The organism is Pseudomonas sp. SMN11, from assembly GCF_052041945.1.
GTDB lineage: Bacteria > Pseudomonadota > Gammaproteobacteria > Pseudomonadales > Pseudomonadaceae > Aquipseudomonas.
Genome location: NZ_JBKGGW010000043.1, coordinates 25348 through 49560 on the forward strand (window position 1 = coordinate 25348; position 24213 = coordinate 49560).

At 65.0% G+C, this 24213-nt stretch carries 27 protein-coding genes; 19 read left to right on the forward strand and 8 right to left on the reverse strand.

What is annotated here, in order from left to right; all coding sequences use genetic code 11:
• Positions 1-81 precede the first annotated feature (81 nt).
• On the forward strand, positions 82-1008 hold the full coding sequence (gene pbpG, locus ACLEJU_RS25435) for a D-alanyl-D-alanine endopeptidase (RefSeq protein WP_435423933.1): 927 nt from the start codon (positions 82-84) through the stop codon (positions 1006-1008).
• 78 nt (positions 1009-1086) lie between these two features.
• Here the strand turns inward: pbpG and ACLEJU_RS25440 are convergent, their stop codons facing one another.
• Positions 1087-1515 (reverse strand): hypothetical protein, encoded by a 429-nt coding sequence (locus tag ACLEJU_RS25440; RefSeq protein ID WP_435423932.1) that lies wholly within the window; start codon positions 1513-1515, stop codon positions 1087-1089.
• 200 nt (positions 1516-1715) lie between these two features.
• On the opposite strand from ACLEJU_RS25440, the gene ACLEJU_RS25445 reads away from it, so the two are divergent.
• From ACLEJU_RS25445 to ACLEJU_RS25485, 9 genes are all read left to right on the forward strand, one after another.
• The gene (locus ACLEJU_RS25445; protein WP_435423931.1) at positions 1716-3050 is read left to right on the forward strand and encodes a lysine N(6)-hydroxylase/L-ornithine N(5)-oxygenase family protein; all 1335 of its coding nucleotides are present in this window, start codon (positions 1716-1718) and stop codon (positions 3048-3050) included.
• Positions 3051-3221: 171 nt separating this feature from the next.
• On the forward strand, positions 3222-4415 hold the full coding sequence (locus ACLEJU_RS25450; protein ID WP_435423930.1) for a PepSY-associated TM helix domain-containing protein: 1194 nt from the start codon (positions 3222-3224) through the stop codon (positions 4413-4415).
• Positions 4412-4951: a thiamine pyrophosphate-binding protein gene (locus tag ACLEJU_RS25455; protein WP_435423929.1), complete on the forward strand. Its 540-nt coding sequence runs from the start codon at positions 4412-4414 to the stop codon at positions 4949-4951. Before ACLEJU_RS25450 ends, ACLEJU_RS25455 begins: the two co-directional genes overlap by 4 nt.
• Positions 4948-5268: a hypothetical protein gene (locus ACLEJU_RS25460; protein ID WP_152956106.1), complete on the forward strand. Its 321-nt coding sequence runs from the start codon at positions 4948-4950 to the stop codon at positions 5266-5268. Before ACLEJU_RS25455 ends, ACLEJU_RS25460 begins: the two co-directional genes overlap by 4 nt.
• An 11-nt stretch (positions 5269-5279) precedes the next feature.
• Positions 5280-5849 (forward strand): DUF6162 family protein, encoded by a 570-nt coding sequence (locus tag ACLEJU_RS25465; RefSeq protein ID WP_435423928.1) that lies wholly within the window; start codon positions 5280-5282, stop codon positions 5847-5849.
• A gap of 15 nt (positions 5850-5864) precedes the next feature.
• Complete coding sequence (locus ACLEJU_RS25470) at positions 5865-6767, forward strand: metal ABC transporter substrate-binding protein (RefSeq protein WP_435423927.1); 903 nt, start codon at positions 5865-5867, stop codon at positions 6765-6767.
• The gene (locus tag ACLEJU_RS25475) at positions 6764-7510 is read left to right on the forward strand and encodes a metal ABC transporter ATP-binding protein (RefSeq protein WP_110632324.1); all 747 of its coding nucleotides are present in this window, start codon (positions 6764-6766) and stop codon (positions 7508-7510) included. The genes ACLEJU_RS25470 and ACLEJU_RS25475 overlap by 4 nt, the downstream gene beginning before the upstream one ends.
• Positions 7510-8409 (forward strand): metal ABC transporter permease, encoded by a 900-nt coding sequence (locus ACLEJU_RS25480; RefSeq protein ID WP_435423926.1) that lies wholly within the window; start codon positions 7510-7512, stop codon positions 8407-8409. The genes ACLEJU_RS25475 and ACLEJU_RS25480 overlap by 1 nt, the downstream gene beginning before the upstream one ends.
• Complete coding sequence (locus tag ACLEJU_RS25485) at positions 8406-9275, forward strand: metal ABC transporter solute-binding protein, Zn/Mn family (protein WP_435423925.1); 870 nt, start codon at positions 8406-8408, stop codon at positions 9273-9275. Before ACLEJU_RS25480 ends, ACLEJU_RS25485 begins: the two co-directional genes overlap by 4 nt.
• A 114-nt stretch (positions 9276-9389) precedes the next feature.
• Here the strand turns inward: ACLEJU_RS25485 and ACLEJU_RS25490 are convergent, their stop codons facing one another.
• The 5 genes from ACLEJU_RS25490 to ACLEJU_RS25510 form a co-directional block, all read right to left on the reverse strand.
• Positions 9390-10439, reverse strand: a complete 1050-nt coding sequence (locus tag ACLEJU_RS25490) for a DUF1615 domain-containing protein (protein ID WP_435423924.1) — start codon at positions 10437-10439, stop codon at positions 9390-9392.
• Positions 10440-10465: 26 nt separating this feature from the next.
• Complete coding sequence (locus ACLEJU_RS25495; protein ID WP_435423923.1) at positions 10466-11017, reverse strand: hydrolase; 552 nt, start codon at positions 11015-11017, stop codon at positions 10466-10468.
• 53 nt (positions 11018-11070) lie between these two features.
• Positions 11071-11793, reverse strand: a complete 723-nt coding sequence (locus ACLEJU_RS25500) for a thioesterase II family protein (RefSeq protein ID WP_435423922.1) — start codon at positions 11791-11793, stop codon at positions 11071-11073.
• Positions 11790-12011: an MbtH family protein gene (locus ACLEJU_RS25505; RefSeq protein WP_054887100.1), complete on the reverse strand. Its 222-nt coding sequence runs from the start codon at positions 12009-12011 to the stop codon at positions 11790-11792. The genes ACLEJU_RS25500 and ACLEJU_RS25505 overlap by 4 nt, the downstream gene beginning before the upstream one ends.
• A 240-nt stretch (positions 12012-12251) precedes the next feature.
• The gene (locus ACLEJU_RS25510; protein ID WP_435423921.1) at positions 12252-12653 is read right to left on the reverse strand and encodes a hypothetical protein; all 402 of its coding nucleotides are present in this window, start codon (positions 12651-12653) and stop codon (positions 12252-12254) included.
• 223 nt (positions 12654-12876) lie between these two features.
• On the opposite strand from ACLEJU_RS25510, the gene purU reads away from it, so the two are divergent.
• The 6 genes from purU to ACLEJU_RS25540 are packed head-to-tail and all read left to right on the forward strand — an operon-like array spanning position 12877 to position 19701.
• Complete coding sequence (gene purU, locus ACLEJU_RS25515; RefSeq protein ID WP_103447957.1) at positions 12877-13743, forward strand: formyltetrahydrofolate deformylase; 867 nt, start codon at positions 12877-12879, stop codon at positions 13741-13743.
• Positions 13740-14651, forward strand: a complete 912-nt coding sequence (gene folD, locus ACLEJU_RS25520; protein WP_435423920.1) for a bifunctional methylenetetrahydrofolate dehydrogenase/methenyltetrahydrofolate cyclohydrolase FolD — start codon at positions 13740-13742, stop codon at positions 14649-14651. The genes purU and folD overlap by 4 nt, the downstream gene beginning before the upstream one ends.
• On the forward strand, positions 14633-15874 hold the full coding sequence (locus tag ACLEJU_RS25525) for an FAD-dependent oxidoreductase (RefSeq protein ID WP_435423919.1): 1242 nt from the start codon (positions 14633-14635) through the stop codon (positions 15872-15874). Before folD ends, ACLEJU_RS25525 begins: the two co-directional genes overlap by 19 nt.
• 12 nt (positions 15875-15886) lie before the next feature.
• Positions 15887-16192 carry a sarcosine oxidase subunit delta gene (locus ACLEJU_RS25530; protein ID WP_435423918.1) on the forward strand — a complete coding sequence of 102 codons (306 nt, stop codon included), beginning with the start codon at positions 15887-15889 and terminating at the stop codon, positions 16190-16192.
• Positions 16189-19092, forward strand: coding sequence for a 2Fe-2S iron-sulfur cluster-binding protein (locus tag ACLEJU_RS25535; protein WP_435423917.1), 2904 nt, complete (start codon positions 16189-16191; stop codon positions 19090-19092). Before ACLEJU_RS25530 ends, ACLEJU_RS25535 begins: the two co-directional genes overlap by 4 nt.
• Before the next feature lie 3 nt (positions 19093-19095).
• The gene (locus ACLEJU_RS25540; protein ID WP_435423916.1) at positions 19096-19701 is read left to right on the forward strand and encodes a sarcosine oxidase; all 606 of its coding nucleotides are present in this window, start codon (positions 19096-19098) and stop codon (positions 19699-19701) included.
• Between the two features lie 30 nt (positions 19702-19731).
• On the opposite strand, the gene ACLEJU_RS25545 is transcribed toward ACLEJU_RS25540, so the two are convergent.
• Positions 19732-20616 (reverse strand): LysR family transcriptional regulator, encoded by an 885-nt coding sequence (locus ACLEJU_RS25545; protein WP_435423915.1) that lies wholly within the window; start codon positions 20614-20616, stop codon positions 19732-19734.
• A gap of 146 nt (positions 20617-20762) precedes the next feature.
• Between ACLEJU_RS25545 and ACLEJU_RS25550 the strand changes: the two genes are divergently transcribed.
• Positions 20763-21782: an alpha/beta hydrolase gene (locus ACLEJU_RS25550; RefSeq protein WP_435423914.1), complete on the forward strand. Its 1020-nt coding sequence runs from the start codon at positions 20763-20765 to the stop codon at positions 21780-21782.
• 55 nt (positions 21783-21837) lie between these two features.
• Positions 21838-22560 (forward strand): pirin family protein, encoded by a 723-nt coding sequence (locus ACLEJU_RS25555; protein ID WP_435423913.1) that lies wholly within the window; start codon positions 21838-21840, stop codon positions 22558-22560.
• Positions 22561-22674: 114 nt separating this feature from the next.
• On the opposite strand, the gene ACLEJU_RS25560 is transcribed toward ACLEJU_RS25555, so the two are convergent.
• Positions 22675-22968, reverse strand: coding sequence for a DUF1330 domain-containing protein (locus tag ACLEJU_RS25560; RefSeq protein ID WP_435423912.1), 294 nt, complete (start codon positions 22966-22968; stop codon positions 22675-22677).
• Between the two features lie 78 nt (positions 22969-23046).
• Here ACLEJU_RS25560 and ribBA point away from each other — a divergent pair, with 78 nt between their 5' ends.
• Positions 23047-24168: a bifunctional 3,4-dihydroxy-2-butanone-4-phosphate synthase/GTP cyclohydrolase II gene (gene ribBA / locus ACLEJU_RS25565; protein WP_110632263.1), complete on the forward strand. Its 1122-nt coding sequence runs from the start codon at positions 23047-23049 to the stop codon at positions 24166-24168.
• Positions 24169-24213 lie beyond the last annotated feature (45 nt).

Below are 24213 nucleotides of genomic sequence, written 5' to 3' on the forward strand. Positions count from 1 at the left end.
GCCATACTCCAGAATGCATCGGTTTTTTGGGGGAAAACCCTTGCACAGCCAACGACATACCAACCTTTAGTGAGCCTCAACGTGAAAACATCCCTGTCCATCCTCAGCCTGCTGCTGTTGCTCACAGGAACTGCGACCCTTCCGTCGACCGCTGCTGCACAACCCCCGGCCCAGGTCCAACGCGACCCGTCCAAGCTGCACCTGGCGTCTGGCAGCGCCCTGCTGATCGACCTGAACACCAACCAGGAACTGTATTCGAGCCACGCCGACCGTGTGGTGCCCATTGCCTCGGTGACCAAGCTGATGACGGCGATGGTGGTGCTGGATGCCAAGCTGCCCATGGATGAGATGCTCACCATGACCATTGCCAACAACCCGGACATGAAAGGCGTGTATTCGCGCGTGCGCCTGGGGAGTGAGCTGAACCGCCGGGAAACCCTGCTGATCACCCTGATGTCGTCGGAAAACCGTGCCGCCACCACCCTGGCCAACCATTATCCGGGCGGTTACCCGGCCTTCATCAAGGCAATGAACGCCAAGGCCCGCAGCCTGGGCATGGCGCACACCCGCTACATCGAGCCGACCGGCCTGTCGACGCAGAACGTCTCAACCGCCCATGACCTGGCCAAGTTGCTGATGGCGTCGCGCAAGTACCCGATGCTGAGCGAGCTGTCGACCACCCGCGAAAAGACCGTGGCCTTCCGCAAGCCAAACTACACCCTGGGCTTCCGTAACACCGACCACCTGGTGAACAAGAGCAACTGGGACATCACGCTGACCAAGACCGGTTTCACCAACGATGCCGGCCACTGCCTGGTGCTGCTGACCAAGATGGACAACCGCCCGGTGGCCATGGTGATCCTCGACGCCTTCGGCAAATACACCCACTTCGCCGACGCCACCCGCATGCGTCAATGGCTGGAGACCGGCGCGACCAAACCGGCACCGGCCGTGGCCATGCAATACAAGTCGGACAAACACGGCAAGGGGCGCCTGGCGTCGGAGTAACCCTCAAGATTGCGCCGCATTGTAGGAGCGGCCTTTCGCGACACAAGGCCGCTCCTACAAGTACAATGCCAGACAATATCAGGCCTGGGTATCGACCATCCCGCCGGCACTGTTGCCACCTGTCTTCTGCAGCGCTTCCAGCAGCTGCGCAGTAGCCGCCTGAATTTCGCCGCTGATGGTGGCGATGCTGGCTTGCTTGCCAGTGACGGCTGCCAGCTTGGTGGTTTCGTCGGTTTTCTGTGCCATCAGAATGGCCAGTTGTTTCTGCTCGTCCGCCAGCTGCTTCTGTAGTTTCTTGATCATCTCGCGCAGTTGCGTGATGTGTGCCGGCTCCCCACTTCCACTGCTGCCTTCTGCGCCTTTGGCCTGGCCGTCGCCACGCAGCTTCGAAGTGTCGACCTGCAGCGTCGAGCTGCCCGATTCAGTCTTTTCAGTGTCGCTGACCTGCGAAGCGCTGGCCGCCTGGGCCGAAGTATTGCTGATGCTGACTGCCGCGATGTTTACCATGTCTTTCTCCCTGCCTTGCAAAGGGTCCTTGAGTTGACCTGCGTATCGGCCGGCAGGCAAAAACCTTTAGGCACGGTTGGCCGCAGGCACACTCCCGGGCAGTAAATTCCCCTGCCCCTGGCTCGTTCCACCCAATGTACAAGCGCAGGCGCCGGAGCCCCGGCATGCGCCCACATTCGACCCTTTATGGAATCGCAGCCATGAGCCAGTCTGCACACCCGGAAACTATCAAGGACCTGATCGGCGTGGGCTTCGGCCCGTCCAACCTGGCCCTGGCCATCGCCCTTGAAGAACTCGCCCAGAGCCAGGGCCACGCCCTCGACGCGCTGTTCATCGACAAGCAGAAGGAATACCGCTGGCACGGCGAAACCCTGGCTACCCAGAGCGAACTGCAGATCTCGTTCCTCAAGGACCTGGTCTCGCTGCGCAACCCGACCAGCCCGTACAGCTTCGTCAACTACCTGCACCAGAAGCAGCGCCTGGCCGACTTCATCAACCTCGGAACCTTCTACCCCTGCCGCCTGGAGTACAACGACTACCTGCGCTGGGCCGCCGAGCATTTCGCCACCCAGGCGGTGTATGGCGAAGAAGTGTTGCGCATCGAGCCTGAAGTGAAGGCCGGACGCGTCGAGCACCTGCGCCTGGTATCGCGTGATACGCAGGGCCGCGAAATCAGCCGACGCACCCGCTCGGTGGTGGTCGGCAGCGGCGGTACCCCGAAGATCCCGGAAAAATTCGGTGCGTTCAAGGATGACCCACGGGTGTTCCACCATTCCCAGTATCTGAGCAGCCTGAACAAACTGCCGTGCACGGCTGGCAAACCGATGCGCATCGCGGTGATCGGCTCGGGCCAGAGCGCCGCCGAGGCCTTCATCGACCTCAACGACAGCTACCCGTCAGTCAAGGTCGACATGGTGCTGCGCGGTTCCGCCCTCAAGCCGGCCGATGACAGCCCGTTCGTCAACGAGATCTTCTCCCCTGACTACACCGACCTGGTCTACAACGAGCCGGCCGACCAACGCGCCAAGTTGCTCGGTGAGTATCACAACACCAACTACTCGGTAGTCGACCTCGACCTGATCGAGCGCATCTACGGCATCCTCTACCGGCAGAAGGTCGCCCACCAGTTCCGCCACAACGTGCTGTGCCGCCGCCAGGTGGAAGCCGTGGTGGCCACCCGCGACGGCATCGAACTGACCCTGCGCGACCTGGCCACCGGCCAGCAGCAGACCCACCGCTACGACGCGGTGATCCTCGCCACCGGCTACGAACGCCGCTCGCACCGCGACCTGCTGGCACCACTGGCCCACTATGTGGAAGACTTCAGCGTGGACCGCAACTACCGGGTACTGGCAAGCCCCGACCTGCAGGCGTCGGTCTACCTGCAAGGGTTCTGTGAGAATAGCCACGGCCTTAGCGACACCTTGCTGTCGGTACTGCCCTCCCGTGCCGCAGAGATCGGCCAAGCGCTGTACCACGACCTGGCTCGCCGGCAAGGTCTGGCACAACCCGCCGTGGCCCTGACCAGCGCCTGACTCATACTGCACACCCACCGACAGGGCGCCATGAGCGCCCTGTCGGCATTTGTGCCCTCTGAAACATTTGCTTGCACTTAATCCAGCAGGATTTTCATTCTCATTCGTCCTTTCTAGAACAGCCCCCTTTGGTTGGGCCTGTGCTCGACCACCTTTTCAGAAGACGGACCGATGGCCAAATCCCCGAAAAAATCCAAGTCCAAGTTGTGGTTCCTGGTCCACAGCTGGCTCGCCCTGCCGATCTGGTTCTTCGTGCTGATCGTCTGCTTCACCGGCATGCTGGCCGTGGTCAGCCAGGAAATCGTCTGGCTGGCCAACCCCGACGTGCGTGCCAGCAAGCCCGACGACAACGCCGAACGCCTGAGCTTCCAGCAAGTGCTCGATGCCCTGCACAAGGCCGAACCGGACATGGCCGTCAATTCGCTCAGCCAGCCGGACGGCTCGCACTTCGCGCTAACGGCGCGGGTCACCTACGCCGATGGAGCGAGCCCGATGCTCTACGTCAACCCGTATACCGGGGCCATCCAGGGCAAGATGCCGGACTTCAACTTCGAAGCCTTCACCCGCGCCCTGCATGGCTGGTGGCTGGTGCCGTTCACCAATGGCTTCAGCTGGGGCTGGTACATGGTGTCGCTGCTCGGCCTGCCGATGCTGGCGTCGCTGGTCACCGGCCTGGTGGTGTACAAGAAGTTCTGGAAAGGCTTTTTCAAACCGGTACGCACCGGCCATGGCGCGCGCATCTTCTGGGGTGACCTGCACCGCCTGGCCGGGGTCTGGTCGATCTGGTTCATCGCGGTCATTTCCATCACCAGCATCTGGTTCCTGACCCGGGCGATCCTTTTCGACAACCAGATCACCATTTCCAGCGAACCGATCGTCCCGGTGATCGCGCGTGAGCAAGTGCCGCAGACCGCCGATGGCAGCCCGGCACCGCGTATCGATGTGGACGAGGCCGCACGTATCGCCGGTCTGGCCATCCCGAGCCTGGAGATCACCTCCGTCTCGCTGCCGGCTACCGCCTACAGCCACATCGAAATGGGCGGGCGCGGCTGGTACCCGTTGATGTTCCAGAGCGCGTCGGTCAACCCCTATACCCGCCAGGTCGACAGCCAGTTCCTGCTCAGCGACCGCTCGGCCCTGGAGTTCTTCACCGAATCCATGCGCCCGCTGCACACCGGCGACTTCGGTGGCCTGCCAATCAAGCTGGTGTGGTTCTTCTTCGGCCTGATCCTGACCCTGATGGTGTTCAGCGGCCTGCTGATCTGGACCAAACGCACCGCCCAGGCCACCGCCGCGGCGCTCAAGCGCGGTGAGCGCGCACCGCGCAACACAAGCCACGAAACCACCCTGGAAGTCCGCCCATGAGCCAGGCCCAAACCCTGCCCGCCCGTCCTCTCAAGCAATGGTGGCTGAAGTGGCGCTTCCACCTGAACATCCTGCTGATCCTCATTCCCCTGGGCTTCATGCCCAAGTACTTCGCCGACGTCAGGCTGTTCCGTGGTGACGCCGGGCTCGGTGCCAACCCGATCAGCGACATTCAGGTCGGCCCCTACCGCCTCGACCTCGCCGAACTGCGCAACGAGGCGCCACGCGCCGATGGCCCCGCCGGCCATTTCAAGCTGTTCAATGCGGCGCTGTGCAAGGCCTGCGTGAATGAGGTCAAGGCGGTCTACCTGCGCATCGGCAAGCCGCGCAGCCTGCGCACCGCCGGCACCATTTTCTTCGGCGCCCCATACCGCATGGTCACCAACCTGCCCATACCACCGCGCACCCCCGCCGATGCGCAGATCTGGATCACCCTCGAAGGCTGGGACGGCCGCCTGCACCAAGCCTCCGTCCCGCTGGCCAAGGCTTCGCCAGCCACCGTGGCCTGGCTCGAAAAACAAGGAGGCAAACCATGAAACACCTGATGCGCAGGCTCGCCCTGCCCTTGCTGGTAATGGCCGCAGGCCCGGCCCTGGCCCACAACCCGATGTGCGAGTGCGAGGAAGTGGCGGGTGGCCAGGTGAAATGCACCGGCGGCTTTTCCGATGGCAGCGGCGCGCCCGGGGTGACCCTCGACGTGATCGGCTACGACGAGCAGGTGCTGGTCGGCGGCAAGCTCGGTGACGACTCGAGCCTGACCTTCAAGCGCCCCGATGGCGAGTTCTACGTGCTGTTCGACGCAGGCCCGGGCCATGTCGTGGAAGTCGACCACGCCGACATCGCGCAGCCATGAGCAGCACAGACATGAGCCATACCCAGGTAGTGCGCCCGGCTGGTGCCGGGCACGAAACCCTCTACGTGCTGCTGGTCAGCCTGTTGATCGTCGCCCTCGCCGCCGGCGTGGTGCTGTTGCGCGGCGAACGCGACGACGAGCAGGCCATCGCCAGCCACCAGATAGACGCCCGCCGCGACCTGACTGCCGCCGAACAGGGTATCTATACCGACCTGCGCGTGGCCTTCGACGAAATCCAGCTGCTGCGCGAGGAAAGCGCCGCCACGCCCAGTGTCGAAATCCTGGCCGGGGAAGGCCTGCCACCGTTCGTGGCAGACGCGGGAAGCCAGAGCCGTGGCAACCACCAGTGGCAATGGCTGCCGGCCGGCGCCTATCTGGGCCACAGCCAGGCGCCGCAGGTGGCAGGCAGCTTCCTGATGATTCTGCCCACTGCCGACAGTACAGAGGTCAACGTCTGGCTGCGCCGCGACAGCGCCGCCGTGCTCCCCGACGACCTCGGCCAGGACGCGCTGATCGCCGCCGGCTGGCAGCAGGTAGTCAGCCACTACGACGCCGGGGTTACCCGCGAACACCGTCATTGAACCCAAGGATTCCCCATGTTCCGCAAAGCCCTCGCACTGCTCCTGGCCTGCGCCCTGCCGGCACTGGCCCAGGGCGACACCGGCAAGCCCCTGCGCATCGGTATCACCCTGCACCCTTACTACAGCTACGTGAGCAATATCGTCGGCGACAAGGCCGAAGTGGTGCCGCTGATTCCGGCGGGCTTCAACCCCCATGCCTATGAGCCCCGCGCCGAGGACATCAAGCGCATCGGCACGCTGGACGGGGTGGTGCTCAATGGCGTCGGCCATGACGACTTCGCCGACCGCATGATCGCCGCCAGTGAAAAGCCCGGGATCAAGACCATCGAAGCCAACCAGAACGTACCGTTGCTGGCGGCCACCGGCATCGCCGCACGTGGCGCCGGCAAGGTGGTCAACCCGCACACCTTCCTGTCGATCAGCACCACCATCGCCCAGGTCAACAACATCGCCCGCGAGCTGGGCAAGCTCGACCCGGACAACGCCAAGCTCTACACGCAAAACGCCCGCGCCTACGCCAAGCGCCTGCGCGCCTTGCGTGCAGAGGCTTTGGCCAAGGTGACCGAGGCGCCCGGCGCCACCTTCCGCGTGGCCACCATCCATGCTGCCTACGACTACCTGGTGCGTGATTTCGGGCTGGAAGTGACTGCGGTGGTCGAGCCCGCCCATGGCATCGAACCGAGCCCGGCACAGCTGAAAAAGACTATCGACCAGCTCAAGGCACTGGACGTGAAGGTGATCTTCTCGGAGATGGACTTCCCTTCGGCCTATGTCGAAACCATCCAGCGTGAATCCGGCGTGCGTCTGTATCCGCTGACGCACATTTCCTACGGCGAATACACCAAAGACAAATACGAAGTGGAGATGAAGCGCAACCTCGACACCGTGGTCCGCGCCATCCAGGAGAACCGCGCATGACCGCCGCTGCCAACCTCACGGCGCCCGGCGGGCCACGCATCGAGTTCGCCAACATCGACCTGACCCTGGGCCGCACGCGCATTCTCGAGCAGGTGCAGTTCAGCGTTGCCGCGGGCAGCGTGCATGCCATCGTCGGCCCCAATGGCGGCGGCAAGAGCTCGCTGATCAAGACCCTGCTCGGGCAGATGCCGCATCAGGGCCAGCTGAGCCTGCACTGGCCAGGCGCGCAGCAGGTGATCGGTTATGTGCCGCAGGCCTTGGAATTCGACCGTGGGCTGCCGATGACCGTGGACGACTTCATGGCTGCCATGTGCCAGCGGCGCCCGGCGTTCCTCGGCCTGTCGCGCCGGGTGCAGCCGGCAATCGATGCAGCACTGGCGCGGGTCGGCATGCTCGACAAACGCAAGCGGCGCATGGGCGCCCTGTCCGGTGGCGAACGCCAGCGCGTGCTGCTGGCCCAGGGCCTGATTCCCGAACCGCAACTGTTGGTGCTCGACGAGCCAATGTCGGCGCTCGACGAAGCCGGTATCCAGGTATTCGAACAGCTGTTGCAAGGCTGGCGCCAGGCCGGCACCACCGTGCTGTGGATCGAACATGACCTGGAGGCCGTGCTGCGCCTGGCCGACCGGGTCACCGGCCTGAGCCGCCAGGTGCTGTTCGACGCCCCACCCGCCCAGGCCCTGACCCCGGAGCGCCTGCTCGGTCTGTTCTCCGTCCACCCCCGCAGCGAGAGCCTTGCCTGATGAGCTTTGAAGCATTCCGCCAGCTGGTCCAGGAATGGGCCGGCGCTGGCTACCTGCCGGAGGCACTGGCCTACGGTTTCGTGATCAATGCCTTGCTGGCCGGCCTGATGATCGGCCCGGTGCTGGGCGGCCTCGGCACCTTGGTGGTGGTCAAGCGCTTTGCCTTCTTCTCCGAGGCGGTCGGCCATGCCGCGCTCACCGGGGTCGCCATCGGCATCCTGCTGGGCGAGCCGTATACCGGCCCTTATGGCAGCCTGTTCGGCTACTGCCTGCTATTCGGCATCCTGCTCAACTTCCTGCGTAACCGCACCGGGCTGTCCCCGGACACGCTGATTGGCGTGTTCCTTTCCGTTTCGCTAGCCCTCGGCGCCAGCCTGCTGCTGATGCTGGCCGGCAAGATCAACGTGCATATCCTCGAGAACGTGCTGTTCGGCTCGGTATTGACCGTCAGCGCCCAGGACCTGATGGTGCTGGGCATTGTCGCGGTCTTGGTGCTGGCCCTGGCGCTGCCGCTGTACAACCGCATCATGCTGGCCAGCTTCAACCCGCAGCTGGCTGCCGTGCGCGGGGTGGCGGTGAAAACCCTGGACTATCTGTTCGTGGTGCTGGTGACACTGGTCACGGTGGCCTCGGTGAAGGTGATCGGGGCGATACTGGTCGGTGCCCTGCTGGTGATCCCGGCGGCGGCGGCGCGCCTGGTCAGCCAGTCGCTGAAGGGCTTTTTCTTCGTCTCGGTGCTGATTGCCACCCTGAGCACGTTGCTCGGCATCCTCCTGCCGATCATCCTCGATCTGCCGGTGCCCTCGGGCGCAGCGATCATTCTGGTCGCCGGCATCTGCTTCGCCCTCGCCGCGCTGGCCCGCGCCCTCGTCCCTCGCCTGCAAGGAAACCCGGCATGAACCTGAAACACCTGACCCTGGCCCTCGCCCTCGCCGGCCTGCCTGCGTTCGCGTCAGCCACGCAAGTGCTGGCCACCCTGCCGGTGACCCACAGCCTGGCCAGCGCCCTGCTCGACGGCACCGCCGTGCAGCTCACGCGCGCAGCGCCGGCCAACCTGCCGGCCAGCCGCCAGCCGTCGTACTTCAGCAGCCGTGGAGGCGCGGCACTGGCCAAGGCCGCACAGCAGGCCGACGCGGTGATCGGCGTGCGCTCGATCTGGCGTGACGACCCGCTGTACCCCATGGCGCGGCGTAGCAACATTCGCATCGTCGAGATCGACGCCGCGCGGCCGGTGGATGGTGCACTGCCGGGCATCGCCGTGAGTGGCGATGACGCCTATGGCGCCTTCCCCTGGCTGAACCCGACCAACCTGGGGCGCATGGCCGATGTGCTGGCCAATGACCTGGAGCGCCTGGCGCCCGCCGACACGGGCAGGATCCAAGGCAACCTGGCGGGGCTCAAGCGCCAGCTGCTGGAACTGACCGCCAGCAGCCAGACGCAGCTGGCCAAGGTCGACAACCTGAGTGTGGTCAGCCTGTCCGAGCGCCTGGGGTATCTGGCCAGCGGGTTGAACCTGGATGTGGTGGAGCAGCCGTTGCCAGCGGATGGCAAGTGGGATGAGGCGGCGCTGAAGGCGCTGGGTGAGAACCTCAAGGAGCAGGATGTGGCGCTGGTGCTGGACCATCGGCAGCCAGATGCAAGGCTGGCCAAGGTGATCGAGGCGGCCGGGGCGAAGTTGCTGGTGGTGGAGAGTGACCCGGAGGATACGGTGGCTGGGCTCAAGGCCAGTGTCGAGCAGGTGGTCGGGGCACTCAGCGAAAGTTGATGTCGCCTGTCCCGGCCTCTTCGCGGGCACGCCCGCTCCCTCAGGTCTTGTGCAAGCATCAGGCCTGTGGAGATCCTGTGGGAGCGGGCATGCCCGCGAAAAAGCCAGTGAGGTCTATCGGTTCATGCACCGCTCATAACGCTCATCCACCCGCCCGGCAAACCAGGCGGTGGTCAGCTTGCGGGTAATCTTCGGGCTCTTCAGCTCGATCCCCGGCAGCACCGCCCGCGGAGCCGGTCTGCCTTTCGCATCGGCCAGGGCGAACACCCCGCTGTACAGCTTGCTGTCCTCGAACGCGAGGCTGTCGCCCAACTCCAGCTGGCTGCGGATCTGTGGATTACGCAGCCCCAGCTTGACCCCGAGCTTGCGCGCCGCCTGCTCGGTGCTGCCGGGCAAGATCGATCCTGGGGCGATCAAGTCGCCATCCAGTGCCAGGTCCGCCCCCGTGACCTTGCTCAATGCGGCCTGGAACGCGGCATTGCGGCTGGCGTACCAACCCGCGTTGAAATCGGCGAAGCGGTACAGCTGGCGCTCGTAATGCGCGGGGTAGCCGAGCAAATGGGCAATGCCAAAGTACATGCCCCCACGGCGGCTGAAAACCTCCTGGCGGATAGTGCCGTCATAGGTGTAGGGATAATCCTTGGCGTGCTTTTCCGCGAACTCGATACTGACCTGCATCGGCCCACCGGTGTGCACCGGGTTCAACCCGCCGAGCAGCGTCTTGCCCAACGGCAGGCGAGCGATGAACTCGTCGTACAGCGCGCTCAGCTGCTTCTCGCTGCGCACCGCCAGCAGGCGCTGCTGATAGCTCTGGCCGTTGCCCGATGGCGTCTTCAGCGCACCGTCGACCAATAGCGTGGGAATGTGCAGGCGCGCCGCGCGGCGGTCGATTTCCTCACGGGCGATGCGCCCCAGGTTTGGCACCTGCGGGTCGGCGTTGAAGGTCGACTCCTGCTCGGTCACCGCCAGCACTGCGCACAGGTTGCGCTTGCTCGGCGTGATGCGCTGGGCCTCGAACGCCACCTGGATATCCCTGGCCCAGCCTTCACGGTCCCTGGCCTGGGCCGGCAGCAGGTGCAGCAGCTGGGCCCGCACCTTGGCCGGGTCGGCCTCAGGCTCTTCCTCGCGGCGCCCGGCGCAGCCCTGCAGCAGTGCCAGGACCATCAGCCCTGCCGCCCACAGCCGGCCGTTCAGGGCTGTTCACCGACCATGTAGGTCTTGCTGATGAGGCGAAATTGCGGGTGGCTGGCACTGCCCATGAGCTCGAACAGCACCATTTCCCGGGTCACCACCTGCGCCCCGGCCTGGCGCATGCGCGCAAGGCCCGCGGCTTTGTTGGCCGGGGTGCGGCTGTCGCAGGCATCCTCGACCACGAACACCTGCTTGCCCTGGGCCAGCAGGCCGAGCACGGTCTGCAGCACACAGACGTGGGTTTCCATGCCGCAGACGATCACCTGCTCACGGGCCATTAGGCTGGCCGGCAAGCACGCGGCAGCCACGCAGGAGAAATGGGTCTTTTCCACCACCTCGGCTGCCGGAGCCACTGCAGTGAGTTCCGCCAGGGTGTGGCCCAGGCCTTTGGGATACTGCTCGGAGATCACGATCGGCAGTTCCAGGTCGTTGCAGGCCGAGAGCAGCCAGCGCGCTCGGGCGCGGGTGCCCTGTGGGTCGCTCATCGCGCCGATGAGCTTTTCCTGGATGTCGACGACCAGCAGCGTGGCCTTGTGATGTTCGATCAGCATTGTCTGCCCCTTGCCTGGGAAAAGGCCTAGCCTCCCCCAGGCAAGCGGCGCCGTCAATCAGGCAGAAAGCCGATGTGCTTCAAGGTCTGCGTCAGCGCACCGAGCACCCGGTCCTCATGCTCATGGATGAAGAAGTGGCCGCCGGGGAACATCTGCAGCGAGAAATCACCGAGGGTTTCCTTGCGCCAGGCCTGCAGTTGCTCTGCGCTGGCCCGGTCCGCTTCGCCACCGAGCACGTGCAGCGGGCACTGCAAGGCAGGCCGTTGACGATAGAGGTAACGGCCGCAGAGCAGGAAGTCGGCGCGCAAGGTCGGTAAGGTCAGGCTCATCAGCTCGGCATTGGCCAGCACCTCCTCCGGCGTGCCATTGAGCTCGCGCAGTTCGGACTTGAGCTGCTCATCGGTCTTGGGGTCGCGCCAGTTATTGCCGTCGTAATCCTCGCGCCGAGTGGGCGCCGCAGTACCGCAGGCGAACAGTGCCAGCGGTGGCGGGCAACCCAGCACGCGCAGTTCGTGGGCAAGTTCGAAGGCCAGCAGTGCGCCCAGGCTATGACCGAGCAAGGCATAAGGTGCGTTGGCGGCCAGGCGTTGCTCGTTGGCCAATTGCCGGGCCAGCGCCTGCATGTCGGTCTGCAGCGGCTCGCCCATGCGCGCGCCGCGCCCAGGCAACTCGACCGGGCGCACCTGCAGCCAGGCCGGCAGCTTGCGCCGCCAGCGGCTGTAGACCATGGCACTGGCCCCGGAATACGGCAGGCACAGCAAGTTGAGCGTGGTCACTGGGCGGCAGCTGCGGCCATCTGCTGGCGCAGGCTCAAGGGGCGCATGTCGGTCCAGACTTCGTCGATGTAGGCCAGGCAGTCTTTCTTCAGGCCGCTCTTGCCCACAGCGCGCCAGCCTTCGGGGATGGCCTTGTAGTCCGGCCAGATGGAATATTGCTCTTCGTGGTTGACCACTACCTGGAACTGGATATCGTCGCGGTCGAATACGGAAGTCATTGCCTGTCTCCTTGAGTGATGGATGCCGCTGCGCTTGGCGCAGGGAAGTTCTCAGGTAGACGTAGGGCGCTTCGGAAAAATTAGCGGTCCTGGCGAGAATCCCTGTAGGAGCGGCCTCGTGTCGCGAAAGGGTCGCGAAGCGGCCCCAGATTCCAGCTTCGCCGCAGATATTGCTAGGGCTGCTTTGCAGCCCTTTCGCGACACAAGGCCGCTCCTACAGAAATCGCGCATGCAATAACTTCAGGTGTCACGCAACAGGTCATGGGTATCCAGCAAGCGGAACGCCACCTGCGGATTTCGCTCCAGGCCCCGGCGGATCGCGGCCGGGATCGACTGCCGGGTCTTGCGGCACAGGCCGGGCTGGTCGTCGAGTTCGATGACAATGCCGCGCATGGTGCGCACTTCGTTGAAGCCGGGGCTGATGTGCACGCGGATGCCGAGGTTTTCGTACAGCCGGTGCTGCAGGCGCTGCAGGTCTTCCAGGTCGTTGAGGTTTTCCAGGCGTTCGAGCAGGCGCTTTTCTTCCTGGCGGGTGAGCAGCAGGATGCGCTGGGCCGCTGGCGGGTGCTCGGCCAGGTGTTCGCGGCCGCAGTCACAGGCGCCAGGGGGGCACGGTTGGCGAAGAGGGGGTGGGGTGCTCATGGAGCAAGCATAGCTTCACCGGCCCGTTCTCTGTAAACGCTTCAAAAAACTTTCCTGACAGGATAAAAAATTTCACAAACCGCTGGACCACGCCCCCTAGCTTCGCCTATAAATCTCCCAAGGGAAATTTATATTCCCATCAAGAAAAATCACTTCGCCCGCCGCGAAGCCTCTTTTGCCCTTGTGCCAGACCTGCCCCACTCCATCACGAGGCCTACCCGACATGCACCCCGCTCCCGATCACTTCATCCTGCGCGTCAGTTGCCCGGCCGTGTCCGGCATCGTCGCAGCGGTGACCACCTACCTGGCCGAGCACGGTTGCTACATCAGCGAGATGGCGCAGTTCGACGACGAGGACAATGGCCGCTTCTTCATGCGTGCGGTGTTCCGTTACAACACCGGCGTGAGCGGTGACACGCCGCAGCTGGAAGCAGGCTTTGCCGATGTCGCCCAGCGTTTCGACATGGACTGGAGCCTGCACAGCAGCGCCCGGCCACTGCGCGTGCTGCTGATGGTCAGCAAGTTCGACCACTGTCTGGCCGACCTGCTCTATCGCCATGCCAAGGGCGAACTGGACATGCAGATCACCGCCGTGGTTTCCAACCACCTCGACCTGCGGCCAATGGCCGAGCGCCAGGGCATCCGCTTCGTCTACCTGCCGGTGACCAAGGAGACCAAGGCCGAGCAGGAAGCCGCGCTGATGCGCATCGTCGAGGACACTGGCACCGAGCTGGTGGTGCTGGCGCGCTATATGCAGATCCTCTCCGACGACCTGTGCCGCCAGCTGTCGGGCCGGGCAATCAACATCCACCACTCGTTCCTGCCCGGTTTCAAGGGCGCCAAGCCGTACCACCAGGCCTATCAGCGCGGGGTCAAGCTGATCGGTGCCACCGCCCACTACGTCACCCGCGACCTCGACGAGGGCCCGATCATCGAACAGGAAGTGCAGCGCGTGGACCACGCCTACGCCCCCGACGACCTGGTGGCGATCGGCCGCGACACCGAGACCATCGCCCTGTCCCGCGCCGTCAAATACCACCTCGAACACCGGGTGTTCCTCAACCATGACCGCACGGTGATCTTCAAATGAACGCCATCCCCAGCATCAAGCTGATCGACGGCAAGGCCACCGCGGCGCGGGTGCTGGCCGAGGTTCGCGAGCAGGTGCAGACCTTGCGCCAAGGCGGCGTGCAGCCGGGCCTGGCGGTGGTATTGGTCGGGGCCGACGCGGCCAGCCAGGTGTATGTGCGCAACAAGGTGCTGCGCGCCGAGGAAGTGGGCATTCGCTCGCTGGAACATCGCCTGCCGGCCGACACCACTCAGGCGCAACTGCTGACCCTGATCGACAGGCTCAACCGAGACAGCGAGGTCAACGGCATCCTCGTGCAGTTGCCGCTGCCCGAGCATGTCAATGAGCACCGCATTCTCCAGGCGATCAGCCCGCTGAAGGACGTGGACGGTTTCCACAGCGAAAACGTCGGTGGCCTGGCCCAGGGGCGCGACCTGCTCACGCCCTGCACCCCCAGCGGCTGCATGCGCCTGCTGCGCGATGCCTGCGGCGAGTTGCGCGGCAAGCATGCGGTGGTGGTCGGCCGCTCGAACATCGTCGGCAAACCCATGGCCGCACTACTGCTGCAGGCCGACTGCACGGTGACCGTGGTGCATTCACGCAGTCGCGAGCTGCCGGTGCTGTGCCGACAGGCCGACATCCTTGTCGCGGCGGTAGGCAAGCCGAAGCTGATCGGCGCCGAGTGGCTCAAGCCCGGCGCGGTGGTGATCGATGTCGGCATCAATCGCATCGAGGAAGGCGGCCACAGCCGCCTGGTCGGCGATGTCGATTTCGCTGCCGCCCTGCCCCGGGTCGCCGCCATCACCCCGGTGCCCGGCGGCGTCGGCCCGATGACCATCGCCTACCTGATGAAAAACACCCTGCTCGCCCTCGACCTGCAGCAACAGGCCGCCCACCCGGAGCGCACGCCATGCCTTTCGCCCTGCTGAAATACGGCCTGAGCGCCGACTACCCGGTGGAGGTCGACCTGCCGCCACCGTGCGAACTCAAGCCGCGCTATGACGTGGTGATCATCGGCGGCGGCGGCCACGGCCTGGCCATCGCCTACTACCTGGCCAAGTACCACGGCGTGACCAATGTCGCCGTGCTGGAGAAGGCCTACCTGGGCGGCGGCAACACGGCGCGCAACACTGCGGTGATCCGCTCCAACTACCTGACTTCCGAAGGCGTGCGCTTCTACGCAGAATCCGTGCGGATGTTCCAGAACCTGTCCAACGAGTTCGACTTCAACATCATGTATTCCGAGCGGGGTCAGCTGACGCTGGCGCACACCGACGCCACCGTGCGCGCCTTCCGCCAGCGCGCCGAGGTCAACAAGCACTTCGGCGGGCGCACTGAAATGATCGACCGCCAGCAGATCCGCGAGCTGGTGCCGAGCCTGAACCTCGACCCCGGTCACCTGCCGGTGCTGGCGGGCCTCTGGCACATCGACGGCGCCACCGCGCGCCACGATGCGGTGGCCTGGGGCTACGCCAAGCAGGCTGCCAAGCGCGGCGTGGAAATCCACCAACTGACCGAAGTGCAGGACCTGCTGATCCGCAATGGCCGCATCGAAGCAGTCAAGACCAACCGCGGCACGGTGCAGTGCGGCTGCGTGGTGCAAGCGGTGGCCGGGGCCAGTTCGCAGCTGTTGGCCAAGGCCGGCATCCGTGCGCCGATACACACTTACCCTCTGCAGGCCATGGTCACCCAGCCGTTCAAGCCGTTCCTCGACCCGCTGGTGAGCTCTTCCGCCCTGCACTGCTACGTGCAGCAGACCAGCCGTGGCGAGATCGTCTTCGGCGGCGGCTCCGACCCGTACCCGCTGTACAACACCCGCTCCACCCTCGACCTCAAGGAAAGCCTGCTGGCCCACGCCATCGAGATGTTCCCGTTCATGGCCAACGCCAAGCTGATGCGCCAGTGGGCCGGGATCACCGACATGACCCCGGACTACAGCCCGATCATGGGCCTGTCGCCGGTCGACAACTATTACCTCGACGCCGGCTGGGGCACCTGGGGTTTCAAGGCCACGCCGATCTGCGGCAAGACCATGGCCGAGCTGGTCGCCAGCGGCGGCAAGGTGCCGGCGATGATCGCGCCGTTCGCCCTGGAGCGCTTCAGCCGCTTCCAGCAAGTCAACGAAATGGGCGCCACCGCGGCCAGCCACTAGGAGCACAAGACGATGAAAATCCTGACCTGCCCCTTGAACGGCCCGCGCAACATCAGCGAGTTCACCTACGGCGGCGAGTTCAAGCACATGCCCGACCCGGCCAGCTGCACGGATGCCGAGTGGGCCGACTACGTATTCAACAGCGACAACCTGGCCGGCGTGGTCATCGAGTGGTGGCTGCACAACGCCTCGAGCTACTGGTTCCTGGCCGAGCGCCACACCGTCAGCGACCAGGTGCTGCGCACCTTCGACCCGAAAGAGATATTCGACCGCCGCATCGACTTTACCCCTGCCGCCACCCCGGAGATCGCCGGATGAACAGCCTCACTCGCCTCCCCGCGCCCATGGGCCTGCTGATCGACCGCGAGCGGCCCCTGCGCTTCGAATTCGACGGACAGGCCTACCCGGGCTTTGCCGGTGACACCATTGCCAGTGCCCTGCTCGGCAACGGCCGCTGGCTGCTATCGCGCTCGTTCAAGTACCACCGCCCGCGTGGCCCGCTGAGCATGGCCGGGCAGGACGCCAACACCCTGGTGCAGCTCCCTGAAGAGCCCAATGTGCTGGCCGACATGGAGGCTGCCCGTGACGGCCTGGTGGTCACCGGGCAGAACTTCAACGGCAGCCTGGAACACGACCGCGACGCCTACCTGGGCAAGTGCTCGCGCTTCATGCCGGTGGGCTTCTACTACCGCTCGTTCTACAAGCCCAAGGGCATGTGGAAGGTGTGGGAGCCGCTGATCCGCAAGAAGGCCGGCCTCGGCGTGCTGGACCTCGGCTTCAGGCCGCAGTACTACGACAAGGCCTATCTGTTTGTCGACCTGGCCGTGATCGGTGCCGGCCCGGCCGGCCTGCGCGCCGCGCTGGATGCCGCCAATGCCGGGGCCAAGGTGCTGCTGATCGAGCAACAGCCAGTGCTCGGCGGCTCGCTGACCTACGCCCGCTTCGACATCGCCGGCACCCGCGCCGCCAGCTTGCGCCAGGAACTGCTAACCGCCGTCGAAGGCCACCCGAACATCCAGGTGCTGTGCGAGGCCACCTGTAACGGCTGGTTCACCGACAACTACCTGCCGGTGATCCAGCACAAGCGCCTGTACAAGGTGCGCGCCACCCGCTGTCTGGTAGCCGCCGGGTCGTTCGACCAGCCAGTGGTGTTCCGCAACAACGACCTGCCCGGGGTGATGCTCACCAGCGCCGCGCAGCGGCTGATGAAATTGTATGCAGTCAAGCCGGGACAACGTGCGGTGATCCTCACCGGGCATGATGACGGCTACCTGGCCGCGCTCGACCTGCAGGAGCAAGGCGTGGCCGTCGCCGCCCTGGTCGATATGCGCGCCGCACCTGCCGACGCCGCGCTGGCCAGCGAACTGAAACGTCGCGACATTCCCCTGCACCTGGGCAGCACCGTCTATGAAGCCCTGCACGAAGCGGGAATGCGCCATGTCACGGGTGCAGACATCCGCCCGATCACGGGCCAGGGCAAGGTGGGCGAACATGGCCTGCGCGTGGCCTGCGACCTGCTGTGCATATCCGCCGGTTACATGCCGGTTTATCAGTTGCTGTGCCAGGCCGGTGGCAAGCTGGCCTATGACGTCAACCGTGACGAGTTCACCATCAGCCACCTGCCCGCCGGCCTGGACATCGCCGGCTCGGTGAACGGCCGGCACCGCCTGGACAACGTGCTCACAGACGCCAGCCGCGGCGCCGCCGAAGCCCTCGCGGCACTGGGCCTGCAAGGTGCAGCGCCGTCGGCCTTTGAGGCCGAAGCCAAGGTCAACTTCCCCTGGCCGATCTTCCCGCACCCCAAGGGCAAGGATTTCGTCGACTTCGACGAAGACCTGCAAGTACGCGATATCGTCAACGCCACCCGCAGCGGCTACCGCGACGTGCAACTGGTCAAGCGCTTCTCCACGGTCGGCATGGGCCCGTCCCAGGGCCGCCACTCGGCACTGCCCACTGCACGCCTGGTGGCCCAGGCCACCGGCCGCAGCATCAGCGAAACCGGCGTGACCACCGCCCGCCCACCGTTCCAGGCAGAGAAGCTGGCGCACGTCGCCGGCCGTGCGTTCGACCCGTACCGGCAAACGCCAATGCACCGCCGCCACCTGCAAGCGGGCGCGAAGATGATGCCTGCTGGTATCTGGCAGCGCCCGGCCTTCTACGGCAAGCCGGAAGAACGCGAGCGCTGCATGCAGGAGGAGGCCCGCCATGTGCGTGAGAAGGTCGGCCTGATCGACGTTTCCACCCTGGGCGGCCTGGACGTGCGCGGCCCCGACGCCGCTGAACTGCTGGAACGCCTGTACACCTTCGGCTTCGCCAAGCTGGCTATCGGCCGCACCCGCTATGCGCTGATGACCAACGAGCACGGCGTGGTGATCGACGACGGCGTCTGTGCGCGCCTGGCCGAACAGCACTTCTACGTCACCGCCACCACCAGCGGCGTCGACCGCATTTACCAGCAGATGCTCAAGTGGAACGCGCAGTGGCGGCTGGACGTGGACATCACCAACGTCACCGCCGCCCTGGCCGCCGTCAACCTGGCCGGACCACTGTCGCGCCAAGTGCTGGCCAAGGTCTGTGACGACGTGGACCTGTCGGCCGAAGCCTTCCCTTATCTGGGTGGGCGCCTGGGCACGGTGGCCGGCATCCCGGCGCGTATCCTGCGGGTCGGCTTCGTCGGCGAGCTGGGTTATGAAGTGCACGTGCCGACGCGTCATGCCGAGCGCCTGTGGGACGCGCTGATGCAGGCCGGTGCCGGGCTGGGCATCCGCCCGTTCGGCGTCGAGACCCAGCGCCTGCTGCGCCTGGAAAAGGGCCACGTGATCATCAGCCAGGACACCGACGGCATGACCCACCCGGCGGAGATCGACATGCAGTGGGCGATCGGCCGCAAGAAACCGTTCTTTGTCGGCAAGCGCTCGATCGAGATCCTCGAAGCGCAACCGCTCAAGCGCAAGCTGGTCGGTTTCACCCTGCCCAAGGGCAGCCCGCAGCCGCTGGAGGGCCACCTGGTACTGGACGGCCCGGACATCAGCGGCAACGTCACCTCCTGCGAGTATTCGCAGACCCTGGGGCAGATCATCGGCCTGGCCTACGCCGGCGCCCATCAGGCGACGCCTGGCATGCACATCCCGATCCGCGTGGAAGGCGGCGTGATGGTCAATGCCAAGGTAGTGCAACTGCCCTTCCATGATCCCGACAACCTGCGCCAGGAGCTCTGAACCATGACCAGCCTGAAAGCTGAAGCCTTCATTCCACGCAGCCCGCAGACCGAGCTGTTGCACACCTGCGCGTTGACCGACCTGACGGAACTTGCGCGGGTCGGGTTTCGCGGCGGGGACAGTGCGGCGTATCTGGAGGCGCGTGGCTACCGTTTGCCAGCGCTGCCCAACCAGGCCTTGCGCCAGGATGACGGGGGCTGGGTGGCACGCCTGTCGGCCAGCGAGTACCTGTTGCTGGGCAGTCATGCCGACCAGGGCGCACGGGTAGCCGCCGAAGAAGCTGCGTGGGTGCAGGATGCCCGGCGCAACTATCTGCTGCCGCGTCAGGACAGCCATGCCTGGCTGCAATTGTCGGGGGAGTTTTGCAGTGCGGTGATGGCCAAGTTGTGCGGGGTCGATTTGCGTTTGCAGGCGTTTCCGGTCGGTGCCGTGGCACAGACTTCGGCGGCGCGGATCAATGTGATCGTGGTGAATGTCGGGAGCGATGAATTGCCGGCGTTACAGCTGCTGTTTGACCGGGCATCGCTGGCGTATTTCCAGGCGGCTGTGCTGGACGCCATGGATGAATTTGATGGCGGGTGGATTGGGGTGGATCAGTTAATGGTCTGAAATCCCTGGGGCCGCTGTGCGGCCCCAGCTTTACAACTGCACCAAACGCTCGCGCAGGAAGTTCACGAACCCCTGCACCGGCCGCGCCACCTGCCGGTGCTGCGGATACATAGCCGACAGCTGCAACGCCGGCGGCACCCACTCATCCAGCACCGTCACCAGCCGCCCGTCCGCCAGCGCCTGCCCGACGATGAAGGTCGGCAAATAGGTCACCCCCATCCCGGCAATCGCCGCATCCCGGAGCAACTCGCCGTTGTTCGCCCGCATCCGCCCAGTCACCTGAATCACCTGGGCCTTGCCGCCCTGGCGGAACTGCCACTGCACTTGCCGCGAGTGCCCATAGGGCAGGCAATCATGCGTGGCCAGTTCTTCCGGCTTGGCCGGAACGCCGCGGGCTTCAAGGTACGCCGGGCTCGCGCAATACACCCGCTCGACATCGGCAATGCGCCGGGCAATCAGGCTGGAATCCTCCAGCGCGCCAATGCGCAGCGCCAGGTCATACCCCTCGCCGATCAGGTCCACGGCACGGTCGCTGAGGTCCACCTCCACATCCACCTGCGGATGCAACTGCAGAAACTCGGTCAGCAGGCAGCCCAGATGGGCCATGGCGAACGACAGCGGCGCACTCAGGCGCAAGGTGCCGCGCAGGGCCTGGGCCTGGCCGCTGATGTCGTGTTCCACCTGTTGCACCTCACCCAGCAGGCGCAGCGCCGACTGATAGTAGTGCTGGCCCAGCGGCGTGGCGTCCAGGCGCCGGGTGGAGCGGTTGAGCAGGCGCACGCCGAGGCGCTCTTCGAGTTGCATCAGGCGGCGGCTGACCGATTGCTTGGACATGCCCAGCCGGTCGGCAGCGGCAGTGAAACTGCCGGCCTCCATGACCTGGGCAAAGATGCGCATGTCTTCGTAGGGGTTCATTGTCTCGCTCTTTGTGACAGTCAAACGCTTTATAGCGGCTTTTTCCCGCCAGTGCATCTCCCTAATCTACACACAGGTCGCAGCGATGGCCCTGAAGGCCAGGCAAGACGCCCATTACCAGCACTTACACAGAAAAGGATTCGCTCATGAACATTGTCCACAAGACCCTCACCGCCTCCCTCCTCGCCCTGTCCGTGTCCAGCGCTTTTGCCGCTGGTAGCCCAGGCGTCGAACAGCACACCCAGGCCTTCCTCGAAGCGCTGGAGCAAGGTGGCGGCAAACTGCTCGAACAGCTCAGCCCGAAAGATGCCCGCGCCGTGCTGACCGGGGCTCAGGCTTCGGTGAAGGTTGACTTGTCCGGCATCGAGGTCACGCAACGCACCATTCAGGCCAACGGCCAGTCGATCAAGCTGCAGGTGGTGCGCCCGGCCAATGTCAAAGGCGAATTGCCGGTGTTCATGTTCTTCCACGGGGGCGGCTGGGTGCTGGGCGACTTCCCGACCCACCAGCGGCTGATCCGCGACCTGGTGGTCGGCTCCGGCGCAGTGGCGGTCTATGTGGATTACACCCCATCGCCTGAGTCGCACTACCCGACGGCGATCAACCAGGCCTACGCCGCCACCCAGTGGGTCGCCGAGCATGGCAAGGAAATCGGTGTCGACGGCAAGCGCCTGGCCGTGGCCGGCAACAGCGTTGGCGGCAACATGGCGGCAGTGGTTGCGCTCAAGGCCAAGGAGGCCGGCACCCCGGCCTTGCGCTTCCAGCTGCTGCTGTGGCCGGTAACCGATGCGAGCTTTGAGACGGCGTCGTACAAGCAGTTCGCCGAGGGGCACTTCCTCACCACCGGGATGATGAAGTGGTTCTGGGACAACTACACCACCGATGCCAAGGCACGGGAGCAGATCTACGCCTCGCCACTGCGTGCCAGCAGCGAACAGCTCAAGGGCCTGCCGCCAGCGCTGGTGCAGACCGCCGAGTTCGATGTACTGCGGGATGAAGGTGAGGCCTATGCACGCAAGCTGAATGCGGCGGGCGTGACCGTTACCTCGGTGCGCTACAACGGCATGATCCATGACTATGGGTTGCTCAACCCGCTGAGCCAGGTGCCAGCTGTGAAAGCGGCGATGCGCCAGGCCGCAAACGAACTGAACGTGCATTTGCAATAACGCCAGCCAACCGCGTGGCAGGGCCCAGGCGCCCTGCCCTTACTGGAGATTCGTCATGCTTACCGTCCGTAACGCCCAAGACCGCGGCCTGGCCTTCCATGGCTGGCTGAAATCCTTCCACACCTTCTCCTTCGGTCATTACCGCAACCCCGACGAGCAAGGTTTTTCCGACCTGCTGGTGATCAACGATGACCGTGTCATCCCTGGCAAGGGTTTCGGCGAGCACCCGCACCGTGACATGGAGATCTTCTCCTACGTGCTCGAAGGCGCGCTGGAGCACAAGGACACGCTGGGCACCGGTTCGGTGATCCGCCCGGGTGATGTGCAGCTGATGAGCGCCGGTCACGGCGTGGCGCACAGCGAGTTCAACCACAGCCAAGCGCAGCCGGTGCACTTCCTGCAGATCTGGATCGTGCCCAATGTGAAAGGGGCGACGCCGCGTTATCAGCAGCAGCACTTCAGTGCCGAGCAGAAGCGCGGCAGGTTGCGACTGATCATCTCGCCAGATGGTTCCGAAGGGTCATTGCAGGTACGGCAGAACGCACGGGTGTATGCCGGGCTGTTCGATGGCGCGGAGCGCGCGACGCTGGCCTTGCCGGAGAACCGCCATGCCTATGTGCATGTGGCTCGCGGCAGCATCGAGCTCAACGGCCAGGTGCTGAATGAGGGGGATGGAGTGCGGGTAAGGCAGGAACAAGTGCTTGAGCTGGGCAATGGGGTGGATGCCGAGGTGCTGGTGTTCGACCTGCGGCCCCATGAGTTGCCTGGCATGCCATAAGCAGGGCCGGCCTCTTCGCGGGCACGCCCGCTCCCACAGGTATCGCACAGATTCTGAAAACTGTGCAGTACCTGTGGGAGCGGGCGTGCCCGCGAAAGGGCCATCAGCAAAGACTCACGGCTCGAAGCCTTCAACGATGATCACTTCAGCCTTTGCCACCCCTTGGCGATGGCTGCACGCCTCCTGATACAACTCCGACCGGTAGCACGCCACCGCCTGCTCATACGAATCGAACTCTATCACCACGCTACGCTGTGGAGTGGGCCGCCCTTCCATCGCCTCGCTGCGCCCGCCGCGGGCCAGGAAGCGGCCGCCGTATGCCTTGAAGGCAGCGGGAGCGCGCTGGGTGTACTGCTGATACTGCTCGGGGTCGGTCACGTCGACGTGGGCGATCCAATAGGCCTTCATCCGCTGCTCTCCTGTTACAACGATATTTGTGTATGATGGTATACCATAAAAATCACCCCACCACAGTGAGCGTGCAACATGGCTTTCAACACCATCGAGGAACTCCTCGAGGACTACCGGCAAGGCAAGATGGTCCTGCTGGTGGACGACGAGGACCGGGAAAACGAAGGCGATCTGCTGATCGCCGCCGAGCGCTGTGACGCCCAGGCCATCAACTTCATGGCCCGCGAAGCGCGCGGGCTGATCTGCCTGACCCTGACCGACGACCACTGCCAGCGCCTGGGCCTTGAGCAGATGGTACCGGCCAACGGCAGCGTGTTCAGCACCGCCTTCACCGTGTCGATCGAAGCCGCCAGCGGCGTCACCACCGGCATTTCCGCCGCCGACCGCGCACGCACCGTGGCTGCGGCCATGGCGCCCGATGCCCGCCCCGAAGACCTGGTGCAGCCTGGCCACATCTTCCCCCTGCGCGCCCGGGAAGGCGGCGTGCTGACCCGTGCCGGGCATACCGAAGCCGGTTGCGACCTGGCTCGCCTGGCCGGTTTTACCCCGGCCTCGGTGATCGTCGAGGTGCTCAACGATGACGGCACCATGGCCCGTCGCCCGGACCTGGAAGTGTTCGCCGCGCAGCACGGCATCAAGATCGGCACCATCGCCGACCTGATCCACTACCGCCTGAGCACCGAGCAGACCATCAAGCGCATCGGCGAGCGCGAACTGCCGACCGTGCACGGTACGTTCCGCCTGGTGACCTACGAGGACCGCATCGAAGGTGGCGTGCACATGGCCATGGTCATGGGCGATATCCGCCGTGAGCAGCCGACCCTGGTGCGGGTGCACGTGATCGACCCGCTGCGTGACCTGGTGGGTGCCGAGTATGCCGGCCCCGCCAACTGGACGCTGTGGGCGGCACTGCAGAAGGTGGCCGAGGAAGGTGCCGGGGTGGTGGTGATCCTCGCCAACCACGAATCCTCACAGGCCTTGCTCGAACGCGTACCGCAGCTGACTCAGCCAGTGCGGCCTTATCAGCGTGGGCAGTCCAAGGTGTACTCGGAGGTCGGTACCGGGGCGCAGATTCTGCAGGACCTGGGCGTGGGCAAGCTGCGTCACCTGGGGCCGCCGCTGAAGTATGCAGGCCTGGCTGGGTATGAGCTGGAAGTGGTGCAGAGCATTCCGTTCGAGCCCGTTCCTCTGAGCTGACACCATTCCCCGTGTGGGAGCGGCCTTGGGGGGGGGGGGGGGGGG